Source organism: Acetobacterium carbinolicum, assembly GCF_047456275.1.
GTDB lineage: Bacteria > Bacillota > Clostridia > Eubacteriales > Eubacteriaceae > Acetobacterium > Acetobacterium carbinolicum.
In genome coordinates, this window is sequence record NZ_CP173357.1 from 3,569,925 (window position 1) to 3,585,922 (window position 15,998).

General features: G+C 41.9%; 14 protein-coding genes, 1 pseudogene and 1 CRISPR repeat array (1 of these 16 only partly in view). All 15 genes and pseudogenes read left to right on the forward strand.

Annotated features, from left to right (window positions below; all coding sequences use genetic code 11):
* The 15 genes and pseudogenes from ACIZ62_RS16525 (at position 1) to cas2 (ending at position 14,974) form a co-directional block, all read left to right on the forward strand.
* Complete coding sequence (locus ACIZ62_RS16525) at positions 1–852, forward strand: 2-oxoacid:ferredoxin oxidoreductase subunit beta (RefSeq protein ID WP_322519115.1); 852 nt, start codon at positions 1–3, stop codon at positions 850–852.
* A gap of 294 nt (positions 853–1,146) precedes the next feature.
* Complete coding sequence (locus ACIZ62_RS16530) at positions 1,147–1,914, forward strand: tetratricopeptide repeat protein (protein ID WP_322519114.1); 768 nt, start codon at positions 1,147–1,149, stop codon at positions 1,912–1,914.
* A gap of 70 nt (positions 1,915–1,984) precedes the next feature.
* Positions 1,985–3,220: an iron-containing alcohol dehydrogenase gene (locus ACIZ62_RS16535; RefSeq protein ID WP_414150657.1), complete on the forward strand. Its 1,236-nt coding sequence runs from the start codon at positions 1,985–1,987 to the stop codon at positions 3,218–3,220.
* Positions 3,221–3,454 carry a MoaD/ThiS family protein gene (locus ACIZ62_RS16540; RefSeq protein WP_322519112.1) on the forward strand — a complete coding sequence of 78 codons (234 nt, stop codon included), beginning with the start codon at positions 3,221–3,223 and terminating at the stop codon, positions 3,452–3,454.
* A gap of 12 nt (positions 3,455–3,466) precedes the next feature.
* Positions 3,467–5,467 carry an aldehyde ferredoxin oxidoreductase family protein gene (locus tag ACIZ62_RS16545; protein ID WP_414150658.1) on the forward strand — a complete coding sequence of 667 codons (2,001 nt, stop codon included), beginning with the start codon at positions 3,467–3,469 and terminating at the stop codon, positions 5,465–5,467.
* Positions 5,433–5,672 (forward strand): 4Fe-4S binding protein, encoded by a 240-nt coding sequence (locus tag ACIZ62_RS16550; RefSeq protein ID WP_414150659.1) that lies wholly within the window; start codon positions 5,433–5,435, stop codon positions 5,670–5,672. The genes ACIZ62_RS16545 and ACIZ62_RS16550 overlap by 35 nt, the downstream gene beginning before the upstream one ends.
* Positions 5,673–5,854: 182 nt before the next feature.
* A pseudogene (locus ACIZ62_RS16555) lies at positions 5,855–6,097 on the forward strand (type II toxin-antitoxin system Phd/YefM family antitoxin).
* Positions 6,098–6,342: 245 nt separating this feature from the next.
* Positions 6,343–7,035: a CRISPR-associated endoribonuclease Cas6 gene (locus ACIZ62_RS16560; protein WP_414150660.1), complete on the forward strand. Its 693-nt coding sequence runs from the start codon at positions 6,343–6,345 to the stop codon at positions 7,033–7,035.
* A gap of 11 nt (positions 7,036–7,046) precedes the next feature.
* Positions 7,047–8,807 carry a type I-B CRISPR-associated protein Cas8b/Csh1 gene (locus ACIZ62_RS16565; protein ID WP_414150661.1) on the forward strand — a complete coding sequence of 587 codons (1,761 nt, stop codon included), beginning with the start codon at positions 7,047–7,049 and terminating at the stop codon, positions 8,805–8,807.
* Complete coding sequence (locus tag ACIZ62_RS16570; RefSeq protein WP_414150662.1) at positions 8,797–9,744, forward strand: type I CRISPR-associated protein Cas7; 948 nt, start codon at positions 8,797–8,799, stop codon at positions 9,742–9,744. Before ACIZ62_RS16565 ends, ACIZ62_RS16570 begins: the two co-directional genes overlap by 11 nt.
* A gap of 2 nt (positions 9,745–9,746) precedes the next feature.
* Positions 9,747–10,502, forward strand: coding sequence for a type I-B CRISPR-associated protein Cas5b (cas5b, locus tag ACIZ62_RS16575; RefSeq protein WP_414150663.1), 756 nt, complete (start codon positions 9,747–9,749; stop codon positions 10,500–10,502).
* Positions 10,503–10,511: 9 nt separating this feature from the next.
* On the forward strand, positions 10,512–13,169 hold the full coding sequence (cas3, locus tag ACIZ62_RS16580) for a CRISPR-associated helicase Cas3' (protein WP_414150664.1): 2,658 nt from the start codon (positions 10,512–10,514) through the stop codon (positions 13,167–13,169).
* A gap of 11 nt (positions 13,170–13,180) precedes the next feature.
* Complete coding sequence (locus tag ACIZ62_RS16585; RefSeq protein WP_414150665.1) at positions 13,181–13,675, forward strand: CRISPR-associated protein Cas4; 495 nt, start codon at positions 13,181–13,183, stop codon at positions 13,673–13,675.
* 12 nt (positions 13,676–13,687) lie between these two features.
* The gene (cas1b, locus tag ACIZ62_RS16590; RefSeq protein ID WP_414150666.1) at positions 13,688–14,686 is read left to right on the forward strand and encodes a type I-B CRISPR-associated endonuclease Cas1b; all 999 of its coding nucleotides are present in this window, start codon (positions 13,688–13,690) and stop codon (positions 14,684–14,686) included.
* Between the two features lie 3 nt (positions 14,687–14,689).
* Positions 14,690–14,974 carry a CRISPR-associated endonuclease Cas2 gene (gene cas2, locus ACIZ62_RS16595; RefSeq protein WP_414150667.1) on the forward strand — a complete coding sequence of 95 codons (285 nt, stop codon included), beginning with the start codon at positions 14,690–14,692 and terminating at the stop codon, positions 14,972–14,974.
* A 173-nt stretch (positions 14,975–15,147) separates the two neighbouring features.
* Positions 15,148–15,998: a CRISPR direct-repeat array (repeat unit 30 nt; unit sequence GCCGAACCATAACATAGGATGTTTTTAAAT); it runs 363 nt beyond the window's last position.

Below are 15,998 nucleotides of genomic sequence, written 5' to 3' on the forward strand. Positions count from 1 at the left end.
ATGAACAAACAAGCATTCACCACCTATGAAACGGCCTGGTGCCCAGGCTGCGGCAATTTCGCTATTATTGAAACCCTCACCGGGGTTTTAAACCAGATGGAAACGCCACCGCATCAAGTTGTCCTGGTGGGCGGCATTGGCCAGGCCGCCAAAACAAACCAATACATCACCGCCAACGGCTTCAGTGGTCTCCATGGCCGTGCCCTGCCAGCTGCGGTTGCCATTAAAATTGTCAACGATGACCTGACTGTAATTGTCAATACCGGTGATGGTGATTCCTATGGAGAGGGGGGGAATCACTTTCTCCACAATATTCGCCGTAATGTCGACATCACCCATTTTGTTCACGACAACCAGATCTATGGTCTGACTAAGGGCCAACCCTCACCCACCTCGGATCCCTGTGACCTCGCCCATAAAACCAGCGCCTGCAATCTGGGCGCTACCTTTAATCCCCTGTTGATCGCCATTGCCGCTGGCGCTACCTTTGTGGCACGTTCTTTTTCCGGCGACAAGAAACATTTAGCTCAGATCATGGAAGCAGCCATCAGACATCCCGGCTACGCCCTGGTGGATATCCTCCAGCCCTGCGTCAGCTTTAACAAGAAAAACACCTTTGCTTACTATAAACAGCGGGTTAAACCGCTGGACGATACATATGATGCAACCAATAAACTGGCCGCCATCGAAAAAGCCATGGAATTTGGCGATACCATCCCCATTGGTATCCTCTACCAAGAGCAAGCGCCGTCCTACGCCGCTAAGCGGCCGGAACTCTTCGATGCCGTTCCCATTGTTAATAAGCAGGTTAACTTAGGCGAAGTCCAGACTTTAATCAATAGCTATATCTAATCGACACTAAAAAGAAACATGGATTCAGAATTGTTTTATCAGTATGGTGATGGCGCGGTTTTGCTACCCGCTTTCTCAATATACTTCTGACTTGATCCGGCTTTATTGCCGACTTTTAGTCCCCGGGTATTTAGGTTTAAATCGACCAATCCCGGGGCCTTTGACCGAAAACGTCAAAAATTTTCTATTAGAGTTTTTACCTTAATCTTTATAAAAACTTAAAATTCAGCCTTTTAATTTCTTTGTTTTCAGTTGTGATATAATGAATAAAACATTTAAGCAAAAGGATGATTCATGAACGATAATAAACTTGACTTATTGCGCTTTCTCGCCAAAAACGGTGATCAAAACGCCATGCTGGAATTGGCTGATTACTATTATTTTAAAACTAACAAACAGGATCTCTCCCCTGAATTATTTCAGCTGGTTAAGGACTATTATTACCGACTGGCCGAACAGGGCAATGACCACGCCATGGCAACTCTGGGCTGTCTGTACTATGAGGGGGTTCGTCTGCCCCAGGATTTCAAACTGGCTAAATACTGGTTTGAAAAGGCCGCAGCGCAAAACAATCTGCTGGCTATCAATTATCTGGGTTACTGCCATTATTATGGCCGGGATATCCCCATCGACTATGAAATAGCCTATTCTAATTTTGCCAGGGCAGCCCAAATGGGCCATCATAATGGCATGTATAAGCTTGGCGATATGTACTACAATGGCCATTTTGTGGCCAAAGACCCAGCGATTGCCTTTTTTTGGTTCAACGAAGCTGAACAGGCCACTGATGAAAGCAGTTCGGAGTATCCAAACATTGCTTATCGTATCGGCCACTGTTTGCTTTTTGGCCAGGGCGTTCCCAAAAACTTATTGCAGGCCCTTTCCTGGCTTCACAAAGCAGAACTGGGCTGCTATCAGTTAATCCGAAACGGAGATGCCTATGCTGGCCTTACCCTGATCCGGGTTCATGAGGATCTGGAGCTTTTGCGCCATGAACTGGATGCAGAAGATTCATATCGTCACGCTGATCTGGGGAATCACAATCCGCTGAATACCCCTTAATCATGCTAAGTAACCCTGATCCGATAAACAATCTAATCCAATGCTACTGTAACAAAATGGAGGTAACCTGATGCAAAGAGTCGTTAAAATTTTTAAAACCGTTCCTTATCGCAGTTCCCAGATGGTAATGAAGCAGGTTGTCCAGATGCTGCCCCTGCCCATTCCCCCAGTTCTTCAAGGCCCCGGGATGGTCCGCCGTTTTCCGGAAATTATCACGATTTCCGGGGTGACCAAAGTTCTGGTGGTCACCGACAAACCCCTTTATTCAATGGGTTTACTGGATTCTTTTTTATGTGCCCTGGAAACCAACGGCATCGACGCCATTGTTTTTGACAAGGTTCAACCCAACCCCACCTTTGAAAATGTCGAGGATGGTCTGGCCCTGTATTACAGCAGCAATTGCCAGGGGGTGGTGGCCTTCGGCGGGGGCTCCCCGATTGACTGCGCCAAAATCATAGCAGCCAAGGTCACCAACCGCAAAAGTATCCCAAAAATGCGCGGACTTTTTAAACTGACTCACCGATTACCGCCGTTTTTTGCCGTCCCCACTACCTCTGGAACCGGTTCTGAGGCAACCATCTGCGCCGTGATCACCGATGTTAAAAACCACGAAAAATTTGCCATCAATGATCCTAAGCTGGTGCCCCTGGCCACTGTATTTGATCCCGAGCTCACGGTGGGACTGCCACCTTCTCTGACCGCCACAACCGGAATGGATGCCCTCACCCATGCGGTAGAAGCCTATATCGGCAAATACGACACTGCTTTTGTCAAAGAAAAAGCCCTGAATGCCACTGATATTATTATTAACAATCTGGAAGACACCTATCACAATGGCCGGAACCTTGACCTCCGGTTAAAAATGGCGCAGGCTTCCTTTGATGGCGGACTGGCTTTCACCCGCGCCTATGTCGGTTATGTCCATGCCATCGCCCATGCCATGGGCGGCTATTACGGCGTTCCCCACGGTTTGGCCAATGCCATTATCCTGCCTTATATCCTTGAATTTTCTAAAAAGGCGGCTGAGAAAAAACTGGCCGAGCTGGCTTTTTATGCTGGTCTGGGTGAAGCCATGAATGACGACAAAACCCTGGCGACTCTCTTTATTGAAAAAATCAAATCGATGAACGCCAATATGGGTATTCCCACCACTATTTATGCCCTGAAACAACATGACATTCCGGAACTGGCTAAACGAATTCTTAAAGAAGGAAATCCGACCTACCCGGTTCCCCGGATTATGGATTATCGTGAATGCTGTGAAATCCTGACTATGCTTTGTCCCAAAACAACTCCCGAGGCTTAAGTGAGGGTGCAGGTCTATCCTCCACCGTTTGCCAACCTGACCGATCTGGACGAGGATGGCATGATGGTGCTATCCCCCGGAGCTCGGCTGTCCACTGTTTACCGGCGGCTAAAAATCCCTCTGGTGTTACAGCCGCTTTTGATCTGTCATGTAAACTACCAGCGGGTGAAATTAAGTACCCAGTTAAAAGACGGAGATATTATTAGTTTTATGCTCCCCCTTGCTGGAGGATGAGAGGTAATTTTTTTGAAAGGCTATTGTGGAAAAATATTGATGGTGGATCTTTCGGATGCCACCTTTGACGAAATTAAAATCCCTGATATGATTTACGAACATTTTCTTTCCGGTGTCGGCCTGGGTGCCTACATCCTATACAAATATCTTCCCCAAGGAGCCGATCCCCTGGGGCCTGATAATATCCTCGGTTTTGTCAGCGGCCTCCTCACCGGCACCGGCAGTTTTATGACCGGACGCTGGCTGGCCGTCTGCAAATCACCCCTCACCGGTGGTTTCGGTGACGCCAATTGCGGCGGTACCTTTTCTCCGGCGATCAAGCAAAGCGGTTATGACGGCATCTTTTTTAAGGGTCAGGCTCAAACACCCAAAATGCTCTTTATCGATAATACCGGCCCACAGCTCCTGGATGCCGCTGATCTCTGGGGTCTGGACACGGTGGCAACCGAAGCCGCTATTAATCAGAAAATCACTGCTAACAAAAAGCTGGCGATCGCAACCATCGGGCCGGCGGGTGAGCACCAGTCGCTAATCGCTGGAATTTCCAACGACGGCGGCCGGATGGCCGCACGATCTGGAGTCGGCACCGTGATGGGATCAAAAAAACTAAAAGCTGTGGTTTTGGCCGGTTCAAAAATGATTCGTTCCCAAGACTCTGAGGCTATCAAAGCCATCAGTCAGGATTATGCCAAAAAAGTCAAGGCTTCCAATCTTCCCGCAATAGCCACCGGGGCGATTTTGCCGATCATGGGAAAATCGATGGTCGCTACCGATAAGGCCATCCCCATCGATGGCATGTTATCCACGGCCATCATCAAAAAATGGGGCACTGGCTTTACCAACACCATGGGGATGACCATGGGCGATACCCCGGTCAAAAACTGGAAGGGTTCGGTGGCCGATTTTCCCTATCGTAAGTATCGTCATCTGAATCCTGACCACATCCAAAAGCATGAAATAAAGAAGTATCACTGTTATTCCTGCGTGATTGGTTGCGGTGGGGTCTGTGATATCAGTGGGATCTCAAAAGGCCGTTTTCTCCATACCCATAAACCGGAGTACGAAACTGTGGCGGCCTTTGGTTCACTGCTTTTGAATCAGGACCGGGATTCCCTTTTTATGATCAACGAACTCCTCAACCGGGGCGGAATGGACAGTATTTCAGCGGGAAATACCATCGCCTTTGCCATGGAATGTTACGAAAGAGGCTGGTTAAGTCAGGAAGTTACTGGTGGACTGGATCTCACCTGGGGCAATGCCCCAGCTATCATCACCCTGGTTGAACAAATGATTGCCGGAGTTGGCTTTGGCGCCATTCTCCAACACGGTGTTAAAAAAGCCAGCGAAATCCTGGGTATTGAATCCGCACCCCTGGCGATCCACGCCGGTGGACAGGAACCGGGCATGCATGACCCCCGGATGGATCCGATCCTCGGCATCCACTATAGCTGCGACCCAACTCCCGGCCGCCACACCATTGGCGCCGGCAGTTATTACACCTACATGCGAATTTGGGAGGATGTGACCTGGGCCCCCAAAGTAAAACTAGGCGAAGATAAAAACGATGAATATGAAGCGACCACTCAAGTTGGCCTGAAATCAATGCTCAATGCCTGTATCAAACAGATTCTTGATGGCTCCGGCGGCTGTTTTTTTGCCCTGGTCAGCGGACTGAATCACTTTAAGATTTTTGACTACCTCAACGCTGCCACCGGCTGGCAGAAAACCCCCAACGAATACATGACCATCGGTCTACGGATGCAAACCCTGCGTCAGGCCTTTAATGTCCGGGAAGGGATCAATCCCCGAGATTTTAAAATGAATGAACGGCTCAGCGGCAACCCGCCCTTAGCCGCTGGCCCCCTGAAAGGGAAACATTTTGATATCGATGAGATGATGGGTGTTCACTATCAATTTATGGGCTGGGACAAAAAAACCGGTATCCCCACCAAAACTGCCCTAGAGGATCTGGGCTTCTGTGATCTGGAAATGGAGGACTTCACCCATGGCTGATAAGAAAAAACCCGTCTTCGATTATGAGCGTTGTATGGCCTGCGGTATCTGCTCCGGTGATTGCCCCTTAAGCTGCATCGCCCTGCGTAAAACCGATATCGACAGCTACCAGAAAGCCTACCCGGTGCTCGATGAATACTATCGCTGCACCGGCTGCACCCGCTGCGCCAAAGCCTGCCCGGTAGAAGCGATCCGGATGATGTGATCACCCCTGCTGGCGACTTACCCGATGCTATAAATAAAACTGCGGGTGTTTCCAGAAATTTTACAGGTTTAAATTAGGATATGATATTTAATATTGGCAAGTGTGTATACTCACGCTTGCCAATATTTTAGGTTGCATTTATCCTATTTTAGGGCATGATACGATCAAAGGTGATGTTGATAATGCAAATTGACACTAAAAGCTTGGTTTCAATTTCCGAAGCAAATCAGAATTTTTCCAAGGTCGCCCGTCTCGTCGATGAAAATGGTGCTGCCATAATCCTGAAAAACAATACACCCCGGTACGTTTTAATTGAATTTAGTCAGTTTCAAAAATAGGAACTCATCGGTGATGAGGAAGTGTCTACCATTGCCAAGAGAATATTATCAAAACATCAGGTCGCTTTTGAGGAATTGGCAAAATAAATTTCTATATACAGTTTTAAAAAATTCGGGTATAATCAATTTTCGAACCGTAACAGATTTTGTATTTAAATTATGTTATTAGATTACTAACTATTTGATAACCTGCCGAACCTCAACATGCGATGTCGATTTTATTTAGATTTTTATTATATGTAATTAGATAGTATTTTCATATGTTATTAGTTTAGAAAAATTGTTGACAGATATGATTTTTTGGTGTATCATTCGTAAAAAGGAGGCGCGTAATGAAAATTTTATCCTATGAAGTAAAAGTCTATGTGTTACAAGACATTCCTACCGACATATTGATGCAGAAGCAGTGCGAGATCATCGACACCTGCTTTGCAAACGATGCCGTATGGTTGAGGTGGCATAAAAAAAATCAGTTCAAACAATATTCATTTGCTGGACTAATTCCCTTGGAGGCAACTAAAGTCTATGGTGAAGGCAAGGTCTATTCCTTCACCCTCCGGACCGTTAATGAAGAACTGGGGCAATTATTTATGAGCAATCTACAAAACGCTTATACCCCATTTCTAAAAGTCCTAACCATCCAATCAAAAATATTACCTCAAGTTCAACTCGCAAAAATTTACACCCTCACTCCCTGTATACTAAAGACCGATCAGGGTTATTGGCGTACTGTTATGAATCTTGACGCATTTGAAAAACGATTAATTGAAAATTTAATCAAGAAGTACAACCATATTACTAACACAAAAATCGACGAAGACTTCCCCTTTTTTTCTCACATCAAATTCGATAACCATAAGCCATTCGCTGTTCCCTATAAAAATATCAAACTTTTAGGCGACAAGCTAACCCTGATGGTTGAACCCAATCCATCTGCTCAAAAACTTGCCTATACGGCTTTGGGCTGCGGGTTGTTAGAAGCTGGCTCCCGGGGCTTTGGCTTTTGTGGTTATAAATTCGCCTAGGAGGTGATGCGATGCTAAAAGATTGTATTGGTATTTTTAATCAAAAATTTGCTGAAGCTGGTGATGCCCTGATCACGGACAATTATACCCTCGATCCCGGCACCTATATTCTGGTAGATCTGCAAGGCCAAATCATTGATCAAAAAGATGTGATCAAAAATAAATTTGAACGGATTGGTTTTGATGATTTTATAGAGCGTGATTATTTATCGAAGTTATTGGATATGAACAAGCCCATTGATGGAAAAAAAGTGATTCACAGCAACAACTTTTTATCTTTCTGGATAAAAAAAGATAATCTACTGCCTGATAATAAGGGCAATACTAAACTTAACCCCGATATTATTAACAACTATTATGCTATTCTTAGCGATCCTCGTCTTAAATACAAAGGAAAGAGCCTTGAGATTTATAACACTATTGAAACATCAATTGGCGCTCCCGATCTTCAGATCCTTGAGTTTTGCAAAACTTGGATCACTGAGCATATTTTTTCATTTATCGACGACCCCAAAATCAAATTTGATAAAACCTATCTCAAAATATTTTTTATAGCCGATTTGAGTTTGTATCGCCAAGAAAGCCAGCGTTACTTCCTGCCCAATATCTATAACACCACCGATTACAACGTTTTAGTTAATAATCAAATCTTTGGGCTTCCTAATAACAATATGGGGATGAACGCCAAAAAGCCATATCTTGAGAATAAAACCCGTATCAAAAGTAAGGTTCCTTATCTCCTTTCCACCGACGACGTTTATATGCAAAAGAAATTTTTCGACTACTTGTATAATTACGCCAACCAGGGAAAAACAAATGTCTATTTTAGCACCGACTGCAATGATCCGGATCCCATCTATCCCTACGAAAGTAACCGGGCTCACACCAAAAATTTAAATGGCTATTTTCTAAGAATCCAAAAAGGAAAAGAACTAGAAATTCGCGATTATGATTTAATCACCGGCTATTCCCCTGATCTTGATCAATTTACCATCCGTCAGGCCATCCTTCTCCCTAAGGATGCCCATTCCGACCTGGCCTATGGAGACAGTCTTAATTTAAAAAGCGTTCAGCAACTTATTAATTCCACTTTTTTTAGAAAATTCTTAACCACCAATTATTTTACCGATGCTGGCGATATCAGACTTAATGATTTTAGAGTCAAAGAAGAGCTCTTACGATGCCGAAACGGTTTTTTTACCTGGTTTTATAAGGGGGATGCCCGAACGATTAAGAACCTCTTCCCCAAAAGCTCCCTTGAGCTGATTAAAAACTCAATTGGTAACGGTCATTTTATTAAAGCCATTGAACAATTCAATGTGCGCGACGGATTTATCACTTATTTTAAAGGAGGAACAAGTATGGCAGATCAGTTGGTTTCAATTAGACAGGGATTACGCGAAAAAATAAATAGCACCGGGGATCATTCCATTGAAAGCGATCTAGAATATTTCTATGCTGTTGGACAGATTACGAACTATTATCTATCTAAAAGTAAATCGAATCAACCGGTATACTCAACAGTCAACCCGGTTATCAATTGCAAAACGGATGAAAAATTAAAAGACTTGGTTAAACGACTTTTTCTGAAATACAATTATATAATCCAACCAAGTCGTCGTTTTGGGAATCTTCAGAGTATGATTTTTTCATATAGACCTGATGGTCCGATCGATTCAACGACATTGATTGCTGGTTACTTAAGCCAAAATCTACTCTATGAATCAAGCAAAGAAACAAAAATACAGGAGGAAAAGACCAATGTTAAATAAACGAATTTATGGCGTTCTCGGGATCAAATCGGTGATGGCAAACTGGAATGCCGATTTTACAGGGTTTCCTAAATCTATTTCTACTGGGGAAGTTTTTGGCAGTGATAAAGCGCTAAAGTACCCGATTAAACGGATGTGGGAAGATCAGAATGAAAAAGTTGTGTATCTCAAGTCTTTCAAAACTGACATTGTCGAAAAAAAAGGAGAACCTGACACAATTAAAGTTCGTCCGAAATCTTTAAAAGAGCGCTACGAAGAAGTTTTTAATGTTCAAAACCTTAAAGAAGAACGTGATAATATTGCTGTTCTTAAAAATCTTTTTACCGCTATTGATATCAAAAACTTTGGTGCTACCTTTGCTGAAGGGGGCAATAATCTTTCAATTACCGGGGCCGTGCAAATAACTCAAGGCTTTAACAAATATGACGGTCATAATGTTGAAGAACAGCAGATTCTTTCGCCATTTAGAGACAGCACTAAAGACGAGGCTGATCAATCCACTCTAGGAACAAAAATCGTCAGCAATGAAGCCCATTATTTTTATGGTTTTGCCATTAATCCCAGTGTTTATAAAAATTTCGTTGAAATGGGTGTGACCGAAGGTTATACCCAGGCTGATTACGAGAAATTCAAAACGGCTGCAAGCATTGCGGCCACTTCTTATAACACCAATGCCAAGGTTGGTTGTGAAAACGAATTTGCACTTTTTATTGAAACGGAGCCCGAACTTTATTTGCCCGACCTCGCCCAATATGTTACTTTTGAAAAAAATCCAAACAACAAAGATATGATTCATCTGGGACTGGCCGATTTAATCAACCGTCTTGAAAACCGCGTTCTTTCGGTGGAAATTTATTATAATCCCTATACGACCATCCTTGAAGGAGAATTAAACAAAGCCAGACTCTTTAATATCTTTACCAAAGCCGAGGTATAAATATGGAAACACTCACCTTTAAGCTCAGTGGCAAAACCGGTTTTTTCAAACAACCGGACGTCAATACCTATCAATATTACACCTATGGGCATATTCACAAGGTTGCATTATTAGGAATCTTCGGTGCCATCTTAGGATTAGACGGCTATAACCAGCAGAATAAATCCGACACTTATCCTGAATTCTATGCACAGCTACAACATTTAAAAATTGCCATTCAGCCCTTAAACGAAGAGGGCTATATTCCCAAAAAAGTGCAGGTTTTCAATAATTCTGTTGGTTATGCATCTAAAGAAGAAGGTGGCAATCTGATTGTTAAGGAGCAATGGTTGGAGATGCCCGCCTGGCAAATTTATTTGTTGTTTGATGACTCAGAAGCAGATGTCTTGCTTCACGATTTAAAAAACCGGTTCCTTGAAAAACGTTTTGTCTATCTCCCCTATCTTGGGAAAAATGATCACTATGCCGATATTGAGGGGATTGAGGTTTATCCACTGGAGGTGCAATCACCCGATTCACCGGTTCGCATCCACAGCCTCTTCCCCAAATTATCCGGTACGCTGGCTCCCCAGGATGATTTGTTTTTAGACGATACGGAAGAACTTGATTTTAAATATGAAGAACGGCTGCCGCTAGCAATTGATCCTGATTCGAATCAGTATCAAACCATCCCATTTATCTATACCAATATCCCGGTAAAATTATCGGATACAACAACCGTACACCAGGCTGCCCAAAACAATCTTATCTTTTTTTAGGAGATCGTTATGTATTTTGATCACGTTCCACACTTTAATTTCAAAGCACATTTTAATACGGCTGCTCCATTCCATGCCCATCTTCGCGAAGATGAGCATGGAAACATTAAATCGGAGTTGTTGGAGGATCATATGGGCCTTACGATGGACTACTTTGAGAAACTCTGTGAGCAAAAGAATTTAGACTCGATTTTTCATCATTTCGAAATTCAACTCGTTGGCGATTTATCCGATTCCGCCAAAGCCTTGTGGCAGGAACTTCTTTATAATGCCATCTATACCCATGACCTTGGTAAAACCAATCCAAATTTTCAATGCAGAAAAATGAAGAACCACGCCCATCAGGTTGTTGGTGAGGGGAATACCAATCATTCTTATTTTTCAGCGCTTATTTATATGGATCACTATCTTGACAAAGTCTTTGCCCTTAAGGGTAAAGATCAAAACAGTCTGTTTTTTTCTTTAATTTTTAATGCGTATATTATCAGCAAGCATCATGGCTGTCTCAGCAATTTCCCAACGTTTTTAGAAGATATTGATCGCAATTTAGCTAAGGAAAAACCGGAGGGTTGTTTTTCGTATACGGGTATGTTTGGTCGTGTTATAAAAAAGCAGGGAAGAATTGAGCAATCTTATCAAAAGGTCTTAACCAACTTAAAAAGAAACGAACTATGGAAGTCAATTCCCTGGATCATCTATGGACGATTTTTATTCGGTCTTTTGGTTTCCAGTGATTTTTATGCTACCTCTGATTTTATGAACGGGCCCATACATAATTTTGGTACCATCAAGGATATCAATCACTACCTGACGGCTTTTAATCAATCACCCATTACGCAAAACATCCACAAACACCAGTTAAGTAAAAGCAGTACTGCAGTGAGCCCTTTTGATAAGGACGATATCAACACCTTACGCAGCGAACTTTTTTTAGAAGCCGAAGAAAACCTGCTGAAAAATCCTAATGAATCACTTTTCTTTTTTGAAGCACCCACCGGAAGCGGAAAAACCAATACCTCTATCAATCTTGCCCTAAAACTATTGGAATCCGATTCGAGACTTAATAAAATCACCTATGTCTTTCCTTTTAACACCTTAGTCGAGCAAACCAAGAGCAGTTTAATAAATGCCTTTAATGCTGATCCAGCCATTGCTAATGCGATTACGGTGGTTAATGGTATCACTTCCATTAAAGCATTGACAACTTCTGGTGATAATTATCCGGATGGCGAGTTGTATGAATCATCTAAAAAACAACGGACTGATGTAAATACCCGATGTACTGATTATGAACAATCCCTTTTAGCCCGACAGTTTTTGCATTATCCCCTTATTTTGACCACCCACGTCAATTTCTTTAACACCCTTTTTGGCACCGACCGGGAATCGGTTTTTCCTTTGGCTCATCTGGCCAACAGTGTTATTATCCTGGATGAAATCCAAAGTTATCCTAACCATCTTTGGAAAGAGATTATCCTATTTCTTCAGGATTATGCCCAACTTTTAAATATGCGCATTATCATTATGTCCGCTACCCTACCCGATCTGGGAAAACTTAGTTTGAAAGATGCTCGCCCGGTGCCAAGACTCATTAAAGATCCGCAACGCTACTACCAGCATCCACTTTTTAAAGACCGCGTAAGTTTAGATTTTTCACTGTTAAACTATGATCGGGAAGCCATTCTTGATCAGCTTTTAGACAAAATAATAAAAACCAGCATTATGCTTGAAAACAATCCAAAATTTGTTGGTTTCGAGAACAAAATTCTGGTTGAGTTTATTAAAAAATCGACAGCCCTGGATTTTTTTGTTCGACTAAACGACAAACTCGCTTCACTGGGAATCAAACGCGAAATTTTATGTATGACCGGCGATGATAATAAAGCAGAACGAAAGTGCATTATTGAAAAGGTACGAACCGGAAAAAATCTGATTCTGGTTGCCACTCAGGTGATCGAAGCCGGCGTTGACATTGATATGGATATGGGTTTTAAAGATATCTCACTTTTTGATGCAGAAGAACAATTCCTTGGCCGCATCAATCGTTCCTGCAAGAAAAAAGGGGCCAAGGTTTTCTTTTTTAACTATGACCCTGCTGATCTTTTATACCGCAACGATTTCAGAAAGCAGGAACACCTCACAATCCAGGATCAAAGCATGTGGAGCCTGCTTGAGAGCAAAAACTTTACTGCCTTTTATGATATCATTCTCACCGAAATCAACGCATCCAAACAGGCTTATAATGAGTCAAATATGGAAAATTTTGCCCGGGAAACCTTATGGAATTTTGACTATTTTGAGCTCCAGAAACATATGAAGCTCATTGATGATAATCGCCTGGAAATTTCTTTGTTCATTTGCGGTGATCCTGTCGAAATTGACGGCGTTCTTATTGACAGTGATGGTCTGTGGAATGATTATCTTGATTTACTGCTGAACAATTCCATGAGCTATGCCGAAAAACGGGTACGGTTATCTGGTTTTTCGGAGAAAATGGATTATTTTATTTATCAAATTCCCATGCCAAAGTATTTATTTGATCATCAAGGACAGATCGGTGATCTTTATCGATTTGAGCGTAATGAAATATTTTTTCCAAATGGTAAGTTTGATCGCAAGGCATTTGTAGATTTTAAAACAAATGACACCAATAATCTTTGTATATAAAGGAGTCGCTTATGGGAGTTACTGGTACCCTGGTGAATTATTACATCCATTGCAAACGTCAATGTTGGCTCCATGGTAATCGGATCAATCTGGAAGACAATAGCGAGGATGTTAAAATTGGAAAGGCCCTGCATGAGGTTAAAGCAGCTGAAAGTGCCCAAACGGAAATCGCTGTTGAAAGCATCAAGATTGATAAGATTACTAAAGATTATCTGATTGAAATCAAAAAATCCGATGCTGACTATGAAGCCGTAAAGTGGCAAGTCCTTTTCTATCTCAACGTTTTAAACAAAAAAGGAATAAAACGCCAAGGAAAAATAGAATTTATCGAAAAAAACAAAGGTGATCGCAAAATATATTATGTGGATTTGGATGATGAGAACATCCAAAAGTTGACCATCATCGAAACCGAAATTATTGAACTATTAAACCAACCGGTACCACCAGCTATTGCCATTAATCGGAAGTGCACGAAGTGCGCTTATTACACTTATTGCTGTATCTAAAGGAGGTTTCTTATGGGGCACACCCGATATCTGACATCAATGGGTGAACTGACCCGAAAGGACAATTCACTTTGCTTTCGGGTCAACGGACGGAATACTTATATTCCCATTGAAGGGATCCGCGAACTTTATTGTCTGTCTGAAGTAAGCATCAATACGAAGCTGCTTGATTTTCTCTCCAAAAACAAGGTCATTGTTCACTTTTTCAACTATCATGAAAGCTACAGCGGCACCTTTTATCCAAAAGAGACGCTCGTCAGCGGCCGTTTGCTGGTTGCTCAGGTAAACGCGTCAGCAAATAAACGTCTTGATATTGCCAAGGCCATTGTTCAGGGCATCGCCTGCAATATTGATGAACTGCTCTATCATTATTATAAGCATGAAAAGAAGGAGGTAAAACCCACTATTGACTGGATTCGCAAGGATTTGCCATTAAATCTGTCTCGCGCGTACACTATAAAACAAATTTTACAAATTGAAGGCGAATTGTGGCAGCGTTTTTATTCGTGCTTTAACTATTTCTTGCCAGAAGATTTTATGATGAATAAACGCGTCAAGCGTCCTCCCGATAATCCCATTAATGCGCTGATTTCTTTTGGTAATAGCTTGCTTTACTCAAAGACCATCTCCGCGATTTATCAGACTCACTTGGATCAGCGGATCAGTTTTCTACACGAGCCATCGGAAGGTCGGTTTTCTTTGAGTCTTGATTTATGCGAAGTTTTTAAACCCGTGATTGTTTTTAAGACGATCTTTGATCTTGTGAATAATCGACGACTTCAAGTCGATAAGCATTTTGAAAAGAAGTTAAATTATTGTATACTCAATGAAGAAGGCCGCAAAGTATTTATCGGAGCCTTTGAAGAACGTCTTGAAAGCGTTTTTCAGCATCCCAAGCTTAAGCGGAAGGTAAGTTATCGAACCGCCATCAAACTCGACTGTTATAAACTCATTAAAGAAATCCTTGAGGAACAAACTTTTATGCCGTTTAACAATAAGGAGAAGCGATAAGCCATGGGAAAATCACTCAATTATAACTACGCCTTTGTTTTCTATGATATTAACGAAAAACGTGTAACCAAGGTTTTTAAAATTTGCAAAAAATACTTGGTGCATTACCAAAAATCGGTTTTTCGTGGTGCCATTACACCCTCAAAGCTCATTCAACTTCGACAGGAATTAAAAAATATTATTGTTAGCGAAGAGGATTTTGTGTGTATCATTAAATTAATCAATGGGGATGTTTTTGAAGAAGAAACTTTGGGCAATTTCCAATCTGCCGAGAATCTTTTCCTTTAATTTACCAGGCAGTTTTTATGTATTTTATCAAAATTGCCATAATTAGTGGGGTTTCTATGGAGCAGAAGCGTTTATTTCGAAATTCTTAGAAACGGCTGGTAAATTTTTCTATAACACCTTAATATAGGGATCTAATCAACCCTCATTATTATTTTTTTAGCAGTTTTTCAATAGCCGAACCATAACATAGGATGTTTTTAAATACCTGCATGAATACCGTTTTGCATAATCCTCATACCGCCGAACCATAACATAGGATGTTTTTAAATATTCTAACCGTCGCTGCAAACCTTTTTTAAACTTACGCCGAACCATAACATAGGATGTTTTTAAATTCCATGGGGCTGAACCCTAAGAGATTCCGCACTTCAGCCGAACCATAACATAGGATGTTTTTAAATGCATCTTTACCAACTAACTGAAATTGCAAAGCTTCAGCCGAACCATAACATAGGATGTTTTTAAATATTTTCTTGAAATCATCCGGCAACCGTTCTTTCATGCCGAACCATAACATAGGATGTTTTTAAATACGCTGCCCGGGCCTTTCTTCGCTCCTACCGAATTGGCCGAACCATAACATAGGATGTTTTTAAATACAATTTCGCCTGTCTTTTGATCCTTAAAATCTCCTGCCGAACCATAACATAGGATGTTTTTAAATGAGATGAACAGCTGACAGCCACAAACCTGGAATCAGCCGAACCATAACATAGGATGTTTTTAAATTAAAACAGCAGTTCATCACTCGGGTTGCCATATAAGCCGAACCATAACATAGGATGTTTTTAAATCTGATCTCGCTGTTTAATTTGGCGACCTGTGGAGCGCCGAACCATAACATAGGATGTTTTTAAATAAAGATGGCTCTGTTATGCGGATGCTGAAAGTGCTTGCCGAACCATAACATAGGATGTTTTTAAATATCATTGTAACTCCGCCAGTAACACCCTCTCTTACTGCCGAACCATAACATAGGATGTTTTTAAATATCACAACCTGCTTTAGTACTTCTTGCATCTTT

Excerpts from the sequence above, each read along its gene's own strand:
- ACIZ62_RS16525 (WP_322519115.1), top strand. The coding sequence starts at position 1 with ATGAACAAACAAGCATTCACCACCTATGAAACGGCCTGGTGCCCAGGC.
- ACIZ62_RS16530 (WP_322519114.1), top strand. The coding sequence starts at position 1,147 with ATGAACGATAATAAACTTGACTTATTGCGCTTTCTCGCCAAAAACGGT.
- ACIZ62_RS16535 (WP_414150657.1), top strand. The coding sequence starts at position 1,985 with ATGCAAAGAGTCGTTAAAATTTTTAAAACCGTTCCTTATCGCAGTTCC.
- ACIZ62_RS16560 (WP_414150660.1), top strand. The coding sequence starts at position 6,343 with ATGAAAATTTTATCCTATGAAGTAAAAGTCTATGTGTTACAAGACATT.
- ACIZ62_RS16565 (WP_414150661.1), top strand. The coding sequence starts at position 7,047 with ATGCTAAAAGATTGTATTGGTATTTTTAATCAAAAATTTGCTGAAGCT.
- ACIZ62_RS16570 (WP_414150662.1), top strand. The coding sequence starts at position 8,797 with ATGTTAAATAAACGAATTTATGGCGTTCTCGGGATCAAATCGGTGATG.
- cas5b (WP_414150663.1), top strand. The coding sequence starts at position 9,747 with ATGGAAACACTCACCTTTAAGCTCAGTGGCAAAACCGGTTTTTTCAAA.
- cas3 (WP_414150664.1), top strand. The coding sequence starts at position 10,512 with ATGTATTTTGATCACGTTCCACACTTTAATTTCAAAGCACATTTTAAT.
- ACIZ62_RS16585 (WP_414150665.1), top strand. The coding sequence starts at position 13,181 with ATGGGAGTTACTGGTACCCTGGTGAATTATTACATCCATTGCAAACGT.
- cas1b (WP_414150666.1), top strand. The coding sequence starts at position 13,688 with ATGGGGCACACCCGATATCTGACATCAATGGGTGAACTGACCCGAAAG.
- cas2 (WP_414150667.1), top strand. The coding sequence starts at position 14,690 with ATGGGAAAATCACTCAATTATAACTACGCCTTTGTTTTCTATGATATT.